The organism is Tropicimonas sp. IMCC6043 (genome assembly GCF_004146235.1).
GTDB lineage: Bacteria > Pseudomonadota > Alphaproteobacteria > Rhodobacterales > Rhodobacteraceae > Tropicimonas.
Genome location: NZ_SELO01000012.1, coordinates 50,860 through 65,293, shown reverse-complemented (window position 1 = coordinate 65,293; position 14,434 = coordinate 50,860). Strand labels below are relative to the sequence as shown.

At 65.2% G+C, this 14,434-nt stretch carries 13 protein-coding genes; 5 read left to right on the top strand and 8 right to left on the bottom strand.

The features are described 5' to 3' along the window. Window positions 1–62: 62 nt before the first annotated feature. On the bottom strand, window positions 63–1,148 hold the full coding sequence (locus EU800_RS12940) for a polyamine ABC transporter substrate-binding protein (RefSeq protein ID WP_242500561.1): 1,086 nt from the start codon (window positions 1,146–1,148) through the stop codon (window positions 63–65). A 158-nt stretch (window positions 1,149–1,306) separates the two neighbouring features. Here EU800_RS12940 and EU800_RS12935 point away from each other — a divergent pair, with 158 nt between their 5' ends. The 3 genes from EU800_RS12935 to EU800_RS12925 all read left to right on the top strand — a co-directional run bounded on the left by EU800_RS12935 (window position 1,307) and on the right by EU800_RS12925 (window position 4,856). Further along, a complete protein-coding gene (locus tag EU800_RS12935) occupies window positions 1,307–1,990 on the top strand; it encodes a GntR family transcriptional regulator (RefSeq protein WP_242500560.1) in 684 nt (227 codons plus the stop codon). A gap of 88 nt (window positions 1,991–2,078) precedes the next feature. After that, window positions 2,079–3,449 (top strand): glutamine synthetase family protein, encoded by a 1,371-nt coding sequence (locus tag EU800_RS12930; RefSeq protein WP_129633071.1) that lies wholly within the window; start codon window positions 2,079–2,081, stop codon window positions 3,447–3,449. 15 nt (window positions 3,450–3,464) lie between these two features. Next, the gene (locus tag EU800_RS12925; RefSeq protein WP_129632973.1) at window positions 3,465–4,856 is read left to right on the top strand and encodes an aspartate aminotransferase family protein; all 1,392 of its coding nucleotides are present in this window, start codon (window positions 3,465–3,467) and stop codon (window positions 4,854–4,856) included. A 30-nt stretch (window positions 4,857–4,886) separates the two neighbouring features. Here EU800_RS12925 and EU800_RS12920 read toward each other — a convergent pair whose 3' ends face one another. Then, a complete protein-coding gene (locus EU800_RS12920) occupies window positions 4,887–6,050 on the bottom strand; it encodes a sialidase family protein (RefSeq protein ID WP_129632971.1) in 1,164 nt (387 codons plus the stop codon). Window positions 6,051–6,149: 99 nt separating this feature from the next. Here EU800_RS12920 and EU800_RS12915 point away from each other — a divergent pair, with 99 nt between their 5' ends. Together EU800_RS12915 and EU800_RS12910 are read left to right on the top strand one after the other, a co-directional pair. Further along, on the top strand, window positions 6,150–7,466 hold the full coding sequence (locus EU800_RS12915) for an FAD-binding oxidoreductase (protein ID WP_129632969.1): 1,317 nt from the start codon (window positions 6,150–6,152) through the stop codon (window positions 7,464–7,466). Window positions 7,467–7,566: 100 nt separating this feature from the next. Then, the gene (locus EU800_RS12910) at window positions 7,567–8,820 is read left to right on the top strand and encodes a DNA polymerase IV (protein ID WP_129632967.1); all 1,254 of its coding nucleotides are present in this window, start codon (window positions 7,567–7,569) and stop codon (window positions 8,818–8,820) included. Between the two features lie 7 nt (window positions 8,821–8,827). On the opposite strand, the gene EU800_RS12905 is transcribed toward EU800_RS12910, so the two are convergent. The 6 genes from EU800_RS12905 to EU800_RS12880 form a co-directional block, all read right to left on the bottom strand. Further along, window positions 8,828–9,259: a methylglyoxal synthase gene (locus tag EU800_RS12905; protein ID WP_242500559.1), complete on the bottom strand. Its 432-nt coding sequence runs from the start codon at window positions 9,257–9,259 to the stop codon at window positions 8,828–8,830. A 120-nt stretch (window positions 9,260–9,379) separates the two neighbouring features. Further along, window positions 9,380–10,372, bottom strand: a complete 993-nt coding sequence (locus EU800_RS12900) for an alcohol dehydrogenase catalytic domain-containing protein (protein WP_129632965.1) — start codon at window positions 10,370–10,372, stop codon at window positions 9,380–9,382. A gap of 11 nt (window positions 10,373–10,383) precedes the next feature. Next, the gene (locus tag EU800_RS12895; protein ID WP_129632963.1) at window positions 10,384–11,856 is read right to left on the bottom strand and encodes a mannitol dehydrogenase family protein; all 1,473 of its coding nucleotides are present in this window, start codon (window positions 11,854–11,856) and stop codon (window positions 10,384–10,386) included. Between the two features lie 12 nt (window positions 11,857–11,868). Further along, the gene (locus EU800_RS12890) at window positions 11,869–12,648 is read right to left on the bottom strand and encodes an SDR family NAD(P)-dependent oxidoreductase (protein WP_129632961.1); all 780 of its coding nucleotides are present in this window, start codon (window positions 12,646–12,648) and stop codon (window positions 11,869–11,871) included. Window positions 12,649–12,659: 11 nt separating this feature from the next. Next, window positions 12,660–13,433 (bottom strand): L-iditol 2-dehydrogenase, encoded by a 774-nt coding sequence (locus EU800_RS12885; RefSeq protein WP_129632959.1) that lies wholly within the window; start codon window positions 13,431–13,433, stop codon window positions 12,660–12,662. After that, window positions 13,430–14,431, bottom strand: a complete 1,002-nt coding sequence (locus EU800_RS12880; protein WP_129632957.1) for an ABC transporter ATP-binding protein — start codon at window positions 14,429–14,431, stop codon at window positions 13,430–13,432. Before EU800_RS12880 ends, EU800_RS12885 begins: the two co-directional genes overlap by 4 nt. Window positions 14,432–14,434: the final 3 nt, after the last annotated feature.

Sequence of the window (14,434 nt, the reverse complement as noted above, 5' to 3'; positions counted from 1 at the left end):
CGCGTCAGGATTTTGCGCGTCCCGCGCGACGAAACGCGCGGGACGCAGGGCACCTGTCGGCCTCAGGTGCCGGACTTGATCTTGGTCCAGAGCCGCGTCACGACCCGCTGAACCTTGGGATCGAAGGGTGTGGTGGTGAAGAGGTTCGCCAGCGTCTCCTCGTCGGGATAGATCGCCGGATCGCCGATCACGTCCTCCTCGAGGAACTCCTGGCTCGCCTTGTTGCCGTTGGCGTAATAGACGTAGTTCGACGCCGCCGCCATGTTCTGGGCATCCATGATAAAGTTCAGGAAGGTGTGCGCGCCCTCCGGGTTCGGAGCATCGACCGGAATGGCCATCTCGTCGAACCACATCTGGGCGCCCTGCTTGGGCGCGTGATAGGCGATCTCGACACCGTTGTCGGCCTCGTCGGCACGGTCGCGTGCCTGGAGGATATCGCCGGACCAGCCGACGGCGACGCAGATGTCACCATTTGCCAGCGCGTTGATGTATTCGGAGGAATGGAACTTGGCGATATATGGGCGAATGCCCATCCAGACCTCTTCGGTCTTGGCGATCACGTCCGGGTCGTGGCTGTCGGGGTCCTCGCCGATCCAGGCCAGCGCGGCGGGAATCATCTCAGCCGGCGCATCAAGGAAATAGACGCCGCATTCCGCCAGTTTTTCCATGTTGGCTGGATCGAATACCAGCTCCCAGCTGTCGATCGGTGCGTCCTCTCCCAGCACTTCCTGCACCTTGTTGACGTTCACGCCGATGCCGGTGGTGCCCCACATGTAGTTGATCGCATATTCGTTGCCCGGATCGTATTGCGCGGTGCGCTCCTCGATCACGTCCCACATGTTGTCGATATTCGGCAGCTTCGACTTGTCGAGCTTCTGGAAGGCCCCGGCCTCGATCTGCCGTTGCAGGAAGGTGCCCGAGGGCACGACCACGTCATAGCCCGAGCCGCCCGCGAGCAGCTTGGTCTCCAGAACCTCGTTGCTGTCGAAAACGTCGTAGATCAGCTCCAGTCCGGTCTCTTCCTCGAACTTGGCCAGCAACTCCTCGTCGATATAGTCCGACCAGTTGTAGACCCGCACTTCCTCCGCCTGGACCGCACCGGCCAGCGTCGCGGACGCAAGCGCGAGCGTCGCAATCTTCCGTTTCATTTGTGTCTCCCCTTTGGATTGACGGGATTGGTCCCGCATTTTATTTGATCAAACCTTAGCTTTCGGTGCATGCTTCCCAAGAAACGCGCGGAATGCAAGCCCCACGTCCCCATGGCGTGTCGCGTCGCGCAATCGTGAGCAAGAAAAGGGCAAGGCCGTTGCACAGGCAAGAGGCAAAGACACCGGAGCACGAAGCGATCTATCGCCGACTGCGCGACATGATCCTCTTCGGCGAGGTCGAACCGGGCCAGGCCGTGACGATCATGGGGCTGCGCGATCATCTCGGCGCAGGCATGACGCCCGTGCGCGAAGCGATCCGGCGGCTCACCGCCGAGGGCGCGCTCGAGGCGCTCGGCAACCGCCGGATCACCGTCCCGGTGCTTTCGCCTAACCAGTTGGAACAAATTTCCTTTTCTCGCCAGGCGGTGGAGCCGGAACTGGCCCGCAGGGCCGCGGAACGGGCTGATGCGACGCTGATTTCCGAGCTGCGGGAAATCGACCGCCGGATCGATTCGGCGATCGAAAAAGGCAATATCCGGCTCTATCTCGAGCAGAATTTCCGCTTCCACTTCCACCTCTACGCCCGCGCCGAGGCGGAGGTGCTGGAGCGCCTCGTTCTCGGCCTTTGGCTCCGGGTCGGCCCGTCACTCCGGATCGTCTGCGGACGTTACGGCACATCGAATCTTCCCGATCAGCACGGCGCGACCCTCGACGCCCTCGCCACAGGCAATCCGCCTAAAGTTCAGGCAGCCATCGAACGCGACATCCTCCAGGGCCTCGAACAGATTCGCCTGTCGATGCTCGAGGCGCCGGAATCCGTCACCGGCGACGGCGCTGATTGACACTTCCCATAATTTGATCATAAATCGAGGGACAGCGGAACGGGCCATGCCCCGCCCTGCTGCGTCCGCATTCAACGAGGGTTTCTCCATGTCGCGCAACCGCAAGAGCTGGATCGCGCATCTGCCCGAAGCGTTCACCGAGTATCTCGGCGAGCGCCGGCTCGAGGAGGTCGAGGCGATCATCCCCGACATCGTCGGCATGTCGCGCGGCAAGGCGATGCCCAGCCACAAGTTCAGCCCCGACGAGAGATTCTTCCTGCCGATCTCGCTCTTCTACCAGACGATCTCCGGCGAATATGTCGACATGGATATCGAGGACCAGTGGCTCGAGCGCGACATTGTCCTCCGGCCCGACATGTCTACCGCCGTTGCGGCCCCCTGGGCCGAAGACGCGACGCTTCAGGTGATCTGCGACCTGGAAACCCGCGAGGGCGCGCCGCTGCCGATCGCGCCGCGCAATGTCCTCAAGCGCGTGCTCGGCCTCTACGCCGAAAAAGGCTGGCAGCCGGTGGTCGCCCCGGAGCTCGAGTTCTATCTCACCAAGCCCAATACCGACCCCAACGAACCGATCGAGCCGCCGCTCGGCCGCACCGGCCGCAAGGGCGCCAGCCGACAGGCCTATTCGATGGTCGCGGTGGACGAATATGGCGAGGTGATCGACACGATCTACGACTATGCCGAGGCGCAGGGGCTCGAGATCGACACAGTGATCCAGGAAGGCGGTGCCGGCCAGATCGAGATCAACCTGCTGCACGGCGACCCGCTGAAACAAGCCGACCAGGTATTCTATTTCAAGCGTTCGGTCCGCGAGGCGGCACTCAAGAACGGCGTCTTTGCCACCTTCATGGCCAAGCCGATGCGCGACGAGCCGGGCTCGGCGATGCATATCCACCAGTCGGTGGTGGATCGCGCGGGCGCGAATATCTTCTCCAACCCCGACGGCAGCCCCTCCGACGCGTTCCACCATTTCATCGGCGGCAGCCAGAGATACCTGATGTCGGTCGTGCCGCTGCTCGCGCCCTATGTGAACTCCTTCCGCCGCTTTAACGCGGAAGGCATGAGCGCGCCGACGAATCTCGAATGGGGCCAGGACAACCGCACCACCGGCCTTCGGATTCCCAATTCGAAGCCGGCCGCACGGCGGGTCGAAAACCGGGTGATCGGAATCGATTCCAACCCCTATCTCGCGATCGCCGCCAGCCTCGCCTGCGGCTATCTCGGCTTGGTCAACCGGGTCGAGCCGCGACCGATCGCCGAGCACGAGGTCTACGAGTGCGACACGCGCCTGCCGGAGGATCTCGGCTATGCGCTGGAGCTCTTCGACGAGGACCACGAGGTCCGGGAGGTGCTGAGCCCCGAGTTCTGCCAGCTCTACTCGGACATCAAGCACGCCGAACACGATGAATACAAACGCGAAATTTCCCCCTGGGAACGACAGCACCTGCTGCTGAACGCCTGACGGAAAGGACACCTCATGAACATGCTGACCAACCACCCGCCCACCGAGGCGCTGCAGGCGATCGACTCGGCGCATCACATGCACCCCTTTACCAACGGTGCGGCGCTGGCCGAGATCGGCCCGCGGATCATAAAATCGGCCAGGGGCGTCTGGCTCACCGACACCAACGGCAACAGGATCCTCGACGCCATGGCCGGGCTGTGGTGTGTCAACGTCGGTTACGGACGGGACAGCATCGCCGAGGCGGCCGCGCGGCAGATGCGCGAGCTGCCCTATTACAATACCTTCTTCCAGACCTCCCACGTACCCGCGATCGCGCTTGCTCAGAAGCTGGCGGAGATCGCGCCGGGTAACCTGAACCACGTCTTCTACGCGCTTGGCGGGTCAGATGCGAATGACACCAATGTCCGCCTCGTGCGCCATTACTGGGCGGCGATGGGCAAGCCGACGAAGACGGCGATCATCTCGCGCAAGAACGCCTATCACGGCTCCACCATGGCTGGCGCGAGCCTCGGCGGGATGAGCGGCATGCATGCGCAGGGCGGCCTGCCGATCCCCGGCATCCACCATATCAACCAGCCGGACTGGTGGTCGGAGGGCGGCGAGATGAGCCCGAAGGACTTCGGCATCGCACGAGCACGTGAGCTCGAGGCGAAGATCGCCGAGCTCGGAGAGGACAATGTCGCCGCCTTCATCGCCGAGCCGATCCAGGGCGCGGGTGGCGTGATCATTCCGCCCGAGAGCTACTGGCCGGAGATCCAGGCGATCTGTGACGCGCACGAGATCCTTCTGATCGCCGATGAGGTGATCTGCGGCTTCGGGCGGACCGGGAAGATGTTCGGCTCCCAGAGCTACGACATCCGGCCGGACATCATGACCGTCGCCAAGGGGCTGTCGTCGGGCTATGCCGCCATCGGCGCCTCGATCGTCAGTGACGATGTCGCGCAGGTCGTCGCGGAGGCCGGCGAGTTCAACCACGGCTATACCTATTCCGGACATCCGGTGTCTTGCGCCGTGGCGCTGGAGAACCTGCGCATCCTCGAAGAGGAGAAGCTCGTCGAGAACGTGGCCGAGGTGACCGGCCCCTATCTCGCCGAGAAATGGCAGGCGCTGGCCGATCATCCGCTGATCGGCGAGGCGACGATCCGGGGCTTCATGGCCTCGGTCGCGATGACGCCGGACAAGTCCGCCCGCGCGCCCTTCGAGGCGCCCAAGGGGACGGTGGGCCTGATCGCCCGCGGCCACGCCTTTGCCAACGGTCTCGTCATGCGCCATGTCGGCGACCGGATGATCGTCGCGCCCCCGCTCGTCCTGACGAAATCCGATGTCGATCTGATGATCGAGCGCGCGGTGAAGGTGTTCGACCTGTCGCTGGCGCAGATCAAGGACGAGGGAATCTACAGGTAGGGGACGCCTCCCGTGCCTGCCACGACCCTCCTATCGTTCCAGCACCTCCACGCTCAGCACCGTCGGCAGGTGCTGGGCGATGGCCTGCCAGCTCTCGCCCTCGTCGAGACTGGCAAAGATGCTGCCGCTGTTGCTGCCGAAATAGACCCCCGCCGGCGTGCCGCTGTCGGTCGCCATCGCTTGCCGGAGCACGGTGAAGTAGCAGTCCTTCACCGGAAGCCCGTTCTGGCACTTCTCCCAACTCTGGCCACCGTCGCGCGATCGCCAGACCGCCGCGGAGGCGTCGGGCGGGAAACGGCCCTTGCTGTCGCCATTGAGCGGCAAGGTCCAGATCACGTCGGGGTCGCGCGGATGCACGGCGATGGGAAATCCGAAATCCGACGGCAGGCCGGCAGTGATGTCGCGCCAGCTTCGCCCGCCATCGACGCTGCGAAAGACGCCATGATGGTTCTGCTGGTAGAGCAGTTCGCCGTCGCCCGGTGCCTTGACCATGTTGTGAACACAGAGGCCGATCGTTCCCGATGCGGTCTCGCGCTCGTGGCCCGGATGCGGCGGGTGGTCGCCCGAGGCGGGCTCGTTGGCAAGCCGGACACGCAGGTCCCAGTTCTCGCCGCCATCCTCGGTCGCGAAGACGCCGGCCGCGGAGATCCCGATCCAGATCCGTCTCGCGTCCTCCGGATCCGGCAGGATGGTGTGCAGCGTAAGGCCGGCCGCACCGGGCTCCCAGCTCTCGCGACCCGGAATCTCCCCGAGCGCCGGCAGCAGTTCCCAGGTGACGCCGCCATCGTCGCTGGCGAAGAACGCGGCAGGCTTGGCTCCCGCGTAAAGCCGGCCGTTGGCGCGGCCGAGCGACCAGAGCGCGTCGACCGTGCCATCGAAGGGCGCCGCCGGCGCAACCTCCATGCCCCATTCCTCCGCCAGCTCGGCATTGGCGGCAATCCAGTCATTGGCCGCACCATTGGCGAACTGGCTGACCTGCCAGCTCTCGCCGTGATCGGTCGAGCGCCAGACGCCGGCCCCCGGCCACTGACCGCCGCCCGCGGCCCAGATCGTGCCACTCTCGGGGTCGCCGATCATGTGGTTGATGCCCCATCCGTCGCAGAACGGACCGCGGATCATCCAACCCTGGCGATCCGCGCCTGCGTCGAGCAGGAAAGCCCCCTTCGTGGTTCCGACAAGCAAGGTGATGGTCATGGCGTTTCCTCCGCACCGTCGGCGCAAAGTAGCATGAGAGCATCGCCCCGACCGAGTCCGATCTCTCCGCCCCTCCCCTTTCGAAAACAGGCCTGACCCGTGTCCCAGTCCCTCGATCTGCTCACCGTCAACGACACACCCGGGGAGTATCCCGGCTCCTATTACGCGAGCGCGGCGCGACCGCTGCCCCCCTTCGCCCCGGCCGAAGGCACGCTGCGCGCCGATGTCTGCATCGTCGGCGGCGGCTATACCGGGCTCTCGGCCGCGCTGCACCTCGCCGAACGCGGCTATGACGTGGTGCTGCTCGAAGCGCAGCGCGTGGGCTTCGGCGCTTCCGGGCGCAACGGCGGTCAGGTCTGGCCGGGGCAACGGGTCGACCAGGAGACGCTCGAGGCGAAGTTCGGCGAGGCGGCCGCGCGGCGGCTCTGGGAAATCTCGCTTCAGTCGGTCGATCTCGTCCGGGACCTCACTGCCCGGCCTGAAATGGAGGACTGCACCTTCCACCCCGGCCTGATCCACGCCGACCACAAGGCGCGTTTCGTGCCGGAGACGCGCGCCTATGTCGACCACCTGCGCGAGCGCTACGCCTATGATCCGATCCGCTTCATCGACCGGGACGAGATCCGCGCGATCATCGGCTCGGACGCCTATCACGGCGGTTTCCTCGACGAAAACGCCGGCCATCTCGACCCGCTGCGCTTCGCGCTGGGTCTGGCCCGGCTGGCGGTCGCGGCGGGGGCGCGTCTCCACGAGGGATCCAAGGTCGTCGAGATCACCAAGGGCGCGCCTGCGCGGTTGAAGACAGCTTCGGCCGAGATCACCGCTGATCACGTTATCCTCGCCTGTAACGGCTATCTCGGCGGTCTGGACGGCCAGGTGGCGGCGCGCGTCATGCCGATCAACAATTTCATCGTCGCCACAGAGCCACTTTCGCCCGAACGGCAGGCCGACATCATCCGCGGCGACTATGCGGTGGGCGACAGCAAGTTCGTGGTCAATTACTACCGTTTTTCCGAGGATCACCGGCTGCTCTTCGGCGGTGGCGAGAGCTATGGCTACCGCTTCCCCGCCGATATCCGCGCCAAGGTCCGGCGGCCGATGCTGGAGGTCTTTCCGCAGCTTCGCGATGTCTCGCTCGACTACGCCTGGGGCGGCACTCTGGCGATTACCATGAACCGGATGCCGCATTTCGACCGGCTTGCCGGCAACATCCTGAGCTTCTCCGGCTATTCGGGCCACGGTCTGGCGATGGCCACGCTCGCGGGTCAGATCGCCGCCGAGACGCTGGCAGGTCAGGCCGAGCGTTTCGATGCCATGGCCTCGGTTCCGATACCGCGCTTTCCGGGCGGGCCGCGGTTTCGCACGCCGCTGCTGGTGCTGGCGATGCTCTGGTATTCGCTGCGCGACAAGGTGTGAGGACAGGACCGAGGGGCCGTCCGCCCCCGGCTACACCGAGGCACTGCCCGATCGCGCGGTTCCTCTCGCGGCGGCGGCCGCGACGCGGTAGTCTTCGGCCATGCCATCGCTTTGCCGAGACTGCCTCGTAACCTTCGACACCGGCCGCCGCTGTCCGGCCTGCGGCAGCCCGCGGGTGCTCGCGCATCCCGAACTCTTCGATCTCTCGATTGCCCATATGGATTGCGACGCCTTTTTCGCCTCGGTTCACAAGGCGATGGAACCGGAGCTGGCCGACAAGCCGGTGATCGTCGGCGGCGGTCAGCGGGGCGTGGTCTCGACCTGCTGCTATATCGCGCGGCTCTATGGCGTGCGCTCGGCGATGCCGGCCTTCCAGGCAAGGAAGCTCTGCCCTGAGGCAATCTGGGTGAAGCCGCGGCACGACATCTATGCGCGGGTGTCGCGGCAGATCCGCGACATGATGGAGGAACTGACACCGGCGGTCGAGCCGCTCTCGCTCGACGAGGCATTCCTCGACATGACCGGCACGGCGCGGCTCCACCACGCGCCGCCCGCCGTCATGCTGGCGCGGCTCGTCCGGCGCATGGAGGTCGAGATCGGCGTCTCGGGCTCGATCGGGCTCAGCCATTGCAAGTTTCTCGCCAAGGTGGCGAGCGATCTCGAAAAACCGCGGGGATTTTCCGTCATCGGGCAGGCTGAGACGCTGGATTTCCTCTCCGACAAGCAGGTCTCGCTGATCTGGGGCGTCGGCGCGGTGACGCAGTCGCAGCTCTCCCGCGCCGGGATTCGCAGCTTCGCCGATCTCCGCCGCTGGGACCGCGCGGCGCTCCAGGACCGCTTCGGCCGACAGGGCGACCGGCTCTGGCATCTCGCGCGCGGACAGGACAGACGGCGCGTCGCCCGGACGGAGGTACCGAAATCGATCTCCAACGAGACCACCTTCGCGACAGATATCGGCGCGCTGGAGGCGCTTCGGGGCCTGGCCTGGCGGATGAGCGAGAAGGTGTCAGACAGGGCCAAGGCGAAACGGCTGGCGGGACGGGTTGTCACGCTCAAGCTCAAGCGGGCCGATCACAGGATCCTGACGCGCCGGCATGCGCTCGAGGAGCCGACACAGCTCGCCGACCGCATCTTTTCGGAGGCCGCACGGATGCTGGAGCAGGCGGTCGGGGCCGGACCGTTTCGCCTGCTGGGTGTCGGTATCTCGGAGCTGGTGCCCGCGCGCCCGGACGATCCGGGCGGCGATTTGCTCGACCCGCAGGGCCGTGCGCGCGCGGCGGCGGAGCGGGCGACGGATGCGATCCGCGAACGTTTCGGCGCGGATGCGATCTTCAAGGGGCGGTCGATCCGCTGAGCCTGGTTCAGCGGGCGTTGGCCGCTTCTTCGGCTTCCGGCGAATAGGGATGCTCGAAGAGAGACGAGGCGATGACGAAATCCGCCGTGGCCGCGTTGCAGGCCATGACGACCTGTTCGAGCGTGGCGATCCGGGTCAGTGCCTTGACATCCACGTCATGCGGCATCGCGGTCAGCGGGTCGGTGAAAAAGATCAGGATATCGAGCTGGCCATCGGCGATCATCGCGCCGAGTTGCTGGTCGCCGCCGAGCGGTCCACTCTTGAGCCGCCGCACCTCGAGCGCCGCGCCTTCGGCCACGAAGCCGCCCGTCGTTCCGGTGCCGACGAGTTCATGCGCGGACAGCACGTCGCGGTTGCGCTTCGCCCAGGCGACCATCGCCGGTTTCATCGCGTCATGCGCCACCAGCGCGATACGCTTCCGTGCAGCCATACGTGTCATCGGGCGTTCCTCATCTGATCTCGCGACATCCTCGCGGCCCTCCTACGCTTCAACCACGCGTTTGCGCAAGCCAGCGCAAGCCGGGACCCATGGCGGCCTGCGAACCAGTGCCCGATAGCGTCAGGACTGGTATTGCACCTTCATGCTGCCTGCGGGGGGATGGCTTGCCATGATCTCTGCAATCCCGGCCAGGTCCAGCCGGTGCGTGACGACCTTTTCGATCGACGGGCCGATATCGGAGATTACGGCGAGCGCCTCGGGAATGTTGTGATTCAGCGAATGGGTTCCGAACACCGTCAGCTCGCGCCGGAAGATCTCGAAAGGCGAAAACTCGACGCGCGCATCCGGAGGGCAGACGCCAAAGACCAGCGCCGCGCCGCCATTGGCGACATACCCGGTGAGCGATTGCACCACCGCGGGGACGCCGGTCGCATCCGCTGCCAGATCGCAACTCAGCGCCAGGCGTTCGAGAGACTCGCTCCCGACGGGAACGCCGGTCAGACCCTGCATCTCGGCCAGTTCGAGGCGGGATTCGTCGAGATCGACCATGTTGACCTCGGCGATGCCGCGCGCCTTCAGCGCCATCCCCATGAGGAGCCCGATCGGCCCTGCTCCGAAGACCGCGGCGCGTTCGATGAGCCGGCCCTTGAGCGGCCTCAGCCCATTGAGAATGCATCCCAACGGTTCGGCCAGCGCGGCCATCTCGAAGGGCATGTCACCGATCTTGTGCAGCCGGTCGGCGCGCAGGACGCTTAGTTCCGCGAAGCCGCCATTCGTCGTCACGCCATAGGCCCCCAGCGTTTCGCAGAGATGCGCCCAGCCTCGCCGGCAGGCCTTGCAGGTCCCGCATTCGAGGTTGGGATCGACCACGACACGGTCGCCCACGGTGAAGCCGGTCACCTCAGGCCCCGTCTCGATCACCTCGCCGGCATATTCGTGCCCGGGCACGAGCGGATAGGTTCCGGTGCCGTAATTGCCCTTCTTGACCTCGAAATCGGTGTGGCAGATGCCGCTCGCCCGAACCCGGATGAGAACCTCGCCCGCGCCGGGGACCGGGTCGGGCAACTCGCCAGACGTGGCCTCATTGCGTGCCGGGAAATAGACAGCTTCCATTTCAGTTCCTTTCAGCCGGCGAGATAGGCGCGCAGGGCCGCTTCGGTTCCATCGCTGTAGATGATCCGCAGCCAGGACTCGAACGCGTCGGCAAAGCGCGGTTCGTCGGCGAGATCGCCATAGGTCTGCCGCATCGCGAGCCAGGCGCGCGGCGTGTCCCGGGCCTCGAGCGCAACGGCCTTGAGATCGTCCCAGAAGGGATCGTTCGGTTCGATCGTGCTGCCGTCCTCGCGCGTGCCGGTGCACATCCGCGCCCAGAGCGCCTCGACCAGCGCCAGACCGGCGACAGGCCCTCCCGCGGCGAGCGCATCGCGCAGGATCGGCAGGACGAAGCCGGTGTGGCGCGATGAGCCGTCGAAGGCGACGCGACGCGAAGTGTCCACGATGGACGGGTTGGAAAAGCGGCGATCGATCAGTTCGACATAGGCCTCAGGCGTCATGCCCGGAACGGGCTCGACATAAGGGGCGATCTCCTCGGCCTCGACCTTGCGGAAGAACGGGCCGATCAGCGGATGCTCCATGCAGCCGGAGATGGTCTCGACCGACAGGATCTCGCCCGGATCCGAAATGACCTGGTGACCCGCGTTCAGGATGCGGATCTTCATCGTCTCGTAGGAATGGACGTCATCGGAGAAGGTCGCACCGGCCTTGTCCCAGTCGGGACGGCCATTGCAGAAATTGTCCTCGATCACCCATTGGCGGAAGTTCTCATGCGTGACCGGCGCGGCATCCTCGATGCCGAACTCGGCAACGAACCCCCTCTCGCGCGCACCGGTGGCCGGCACGATGCAATCCACCATTGCGTTCGGGAAGGTGCAGGAGGCGTCGATCCAGTCCGCCAGGTCCGGGTCGGAGAGCCGTGCGAGGGACACGACCGTCTGGCGCAGGATATTGCCATTGCCCATCAGGTTGTCGCAGCACTGGCCAGTGAACGGCGCGATGCCGGTATCGCGCCGGCGCTTCAGCGCGGCGACCATGGCACCGAAGGCCGTGCGGGGCGTGTCGGGGTTGGCGGCGTCGTGCCGGATGTCGGGGTGGTTGGTGTCGACGCTGTTGGTCACCGGGTCGATATAGTAGCCGCCCTCGGTCACCGTCAGCGCGACGATGCGGATATCGGGCTGGGACATGCGGTCGATCAGCGGGCCGTTGCCCTCCTCGATCGGCACATAGTCGATCATCGAGCCAACGACTTCGGCCGAGGTTCCGGCCGGATCGAGTTCGATCAGCGTGGTCAGGCAATCCTGCGCGAGCAGCTTCTCCCGCATGGCCGCGTCGTAGGAGCGGACACCGGCGCCGATGATGGCCCAGTCCAGCGCCAGCCCTTGCTGCATCAGCCGGTGAAGATACCACGACTGGTGCGCCCGATGGAAATTACCGAGCCCGATATGCACAATGCCGGGCGTGAGCTTCGAGCGGTCATAGGTTGGGCGGACCACGTTTTCCGGCAGGTCCTGCAGGGTGGCGTTCGACAGCTTGATGACCATTTGTATCTTCTTTCAGGTGGTTTTCAGCATTCCGCCATCGACATGATAGGCGGAGCCGACGCTGTAGGATGCGCGGGGCGAGCAGAGGAAGACGCAGAAATCCGCGAGTTCCCCGACCGTGCCGAAGCGTCGGATGTCGGCATTCTCGTCGGCGACCTCCTGGAGGTATCCCTCCCAGTCGTCGCCGCGCAGTTCGCGGGCGGTGTTCTCCCAGTCGGGCGTGCGGATCAGGCCGGGATTGACGGTGTTGACGCGGATGTTTCGCTTGATCATCTCAGTCGAGAGGCACTTTCCGAACATCAGCAGCGCCGCCTTGGTCGTGTTGTAGATCGGCTCGTACCAGAGCGGCTGGACCGCACAGATCGAAGCGTTCATCAGCATCGCGCCGCCGCCCTTTGCGTCCATCTGGTCTGCGAGGCCGCGGCTCAGGCGAACCGCGGCCATCACATGGAGGTCCCAATAGCTCTGCCACTTGGCATCCGGCGCCTCGGCGATCGTCTCGTTGGACCCGGTCCCGGCATTTGAGACAAAGACGTCCGCTCCGCCCATCTCGGCGGCGGCGTCGATCACTGCCTGGCACCCCTCGGGCGTCGACACATCGGAAGCGACCGCACGGGTATTGACGCCGTATTCGGCGGCAATCTCTGCGGCCGCCGCCTCGACGGCATCGGCCGTTCGGGCGGTGAGGACGACATCGGCGCCCTCCCGCGCGAAGGCCCGGGCGATGCCGAGCCCTATCCCCTTGCTGGCACCAGTAACGATCGCGAGCTTGCCCGTCAGCCCAAGGTCCATTGCAGGGTTCCTCAACTCATCCAGTTGCCACCGTCGACATTGAGCGTCTGCGCTGTCACGTAGCGTGCGTCCTCGGAGGCGAGGAACACGCACGGGGCGGCGATCTCTTCCGGGCTGCCCATGTAGCCAAGCGGCACGGCCTCGCCGACGAGGCGCTTCTTCTCGCCTTTCGGGCGGTTCTCGTATTTCGCGAAGAGCCCGTCGACAACGTCCCACATCGGCGTGTCGATCACGCCCGGCGCAATGGCATTCACACGAATGCCGTCCTTCGCGAGTTCAAGCGCCATCGATTGCGTGATCGAAATCACCGCTGCCTTGGTCGAGCAATAGAGCAGCACATTGGCCTCGCCCCGGCGGCCAGCCTGGGAGGAGAAGTTGATGATGCAACCGCCGCCGCGCTTCTTCATCCCCGGGACCACCGCTTGCGCGGTAAAGATCGTGCCGCCGACATTGACGTCATATTGCTGGCGATAGGACGCGTGCGTGATTTCCTCTATGGTCGACATGGTAAACACGCCGGCATTGTTGACGAGGATGTCGATTCCGCCGAAGGCCTCCTCGACCTTGGCGACACCCGCGGCGATGGAGTCGAGATCCGTCACGTCCATTGCAACCGCCATCGCGCTCTCTCCGAGCGCAGCGGCGGTCTCTTCGGCATCCTTGGCAAGGAGATCCGCCACCGCCACCTTTGCGCCCTCGGCCACAAAGGCCGCGCAAATCGCCGCGCCTATTCCGCGCGCGCCGCCGGTAACGAGGGCAACCTTGCCGTCGAGCCGTTTCGTCATAACCGTAGTCCTTCCTTGTCAAAGCGGTGCAGATGCGCCGCGTCCGGTGTCAGAAACACCTTGTCACCGTAGTGGAGATCGACCTCGCCGCCGGCGCGCACCGTGAGCGGGTCGGCAAATCCTTCGCAAGTCACATGGAAGAAGGTGTCAGAGCCCAGATGCTCGGAGACGCCGACGACACCGGGCCAGTCTCCGCCTTCGGTGGAAACCTGCGTATGTTCGGGACGGATTCCGATGGTGTGCGCATCGTGCTTCGCTGCTTCCTGGCCGTTGACGAAATTCATCTTCGGCGAGCCGATGAAGCCGGCAACGAAGAGGTTGCGCGGATTGCGGTAGAGCTCCAATGGCGAGCCCACCTGCTCGATATTGCCGGCCCGAAGCACAACGATCTTGTCGGCCATGGTCATCGCCTCGACCTGGTCGTGGGTGACGTAGATCATCGTCGTCGCGAGGCGCTTGTGCAGTTCCGAGATCTCCAGCCGCATACCCACGCGCAGCGCGGCATCGAGGTTCGAGAGCGGCTCGTCGAAGAGGAAGGCCGCGGGTTCCCGCACGATTGCCCGACCGATGGCGACCCGCTGGCGCTGGCCGCCGGAGAGCTGGCCCGGCTTCCGCTCGAGGTAGTCAGTGAGGTTCAGAACCCGTGCCGCCTCCTCGACCTTCTTGTCCTGCGCGGCCTTGTCGAGCCCGGCCATGCGGAGCGGGAAGGCGATGTTCTTGCGCACCGACATATGCGGGTAGAGCGCGTAGGACTGGAAGACCATCGCGAGCCCGCGCTTGGCCGGCGGCACGTCGGTCGCCTCCGCCCCGTCGATCCGGATCTCTCCGTCGCTGACATCCTCGAGCCCGGCGATCAGCCGCAGCAGGGTGGACTTGCCGCAGCCCGACGGGCCGACGAAGACCACGAATTCGCCGTCGTTGATCTCGAGATCGAGCGGAGGAATGACCTCGACCTCTCCAAAGCACTTGCGAACCTTGTTCAGAGTGATTTGTCCCATTGG

Coding starts and splice junctions, on each gene's coding strand:
- EU800_RS12880 (WP_129632957.1), bottom strand. CDS start 14,431: ATGGGACAAATCACTCTGAACAAGGTTCGCAAGTGCTTTGGAGAGGTC.
- EU800_RS12910 (WP_129632967.1), top strand. CDS start 7,567: ATGCCATCGCTTTGCCGAGACTGCCTCGTAACCTTCGACACCGGCCGC.
- EU800_RS12905 (WP_242500559.1), bottom strand. CDS start 9,259: ATGACACGTATGGCTGCACGGAAGCGTATCGCGCTGGTGGCGCATGAC.
- EU800_RS12920 (WP_129632971.1), bottom strand. CDS start 6,050: ATGACCATCACCTTGCTTGTCGGAACCACGAAGGGGGCTTTCCTGCTC.
- EU800_RS12895 (WP_129632963.1), bottom strand. CDS start 11,856: ATGGTCATCAAGCTGTCGAACGCCACCCTGCAGGACCTGCCGGAAAAC.
- EU800_RS12885 (WP_129632959.1), bottom strand. CDS start 13,433: ATGACGAAACGGCTCGACGGCAAGGTTGCCCTCGTTACCGGCGGCGCG.
- EU800_RS12925 (WP_129632973.1), top strand. CDS start 3,465: ATGAACATGCTGACCAACCACCCGCCCACCGAGGCGCTGCAGGCGATC.
- EU800_RS12930 (WP_129633071.1), top strand. CDS start 2,079: ATGTCGCGCAACCGCAAGAGCTGGATCGCGCATCTGCCCGAAGCGTTC.
- EU800_RS12890 (WP_129632961.1), bottom strand. CDS start 12,648: ATGGACCTTGGGCTGACGGGCAAGCTCGCGATCGTTACTGGTGCCAGC.
- EU800_RS12940 (WP_242500561.1), bottom strand. CDS start 1,148: ATGAAACGGAAGATTGCGACGCTCGCGCTTGCGTCCGCGACGCTGGCC.
- EU800_RS12900 (WP_129632965.1), bottom strand. CDS start 10,372: ATGGAAGCTGTCTATTTCCCGGCACGCAATGAGGCCACGTCTGGCGAG.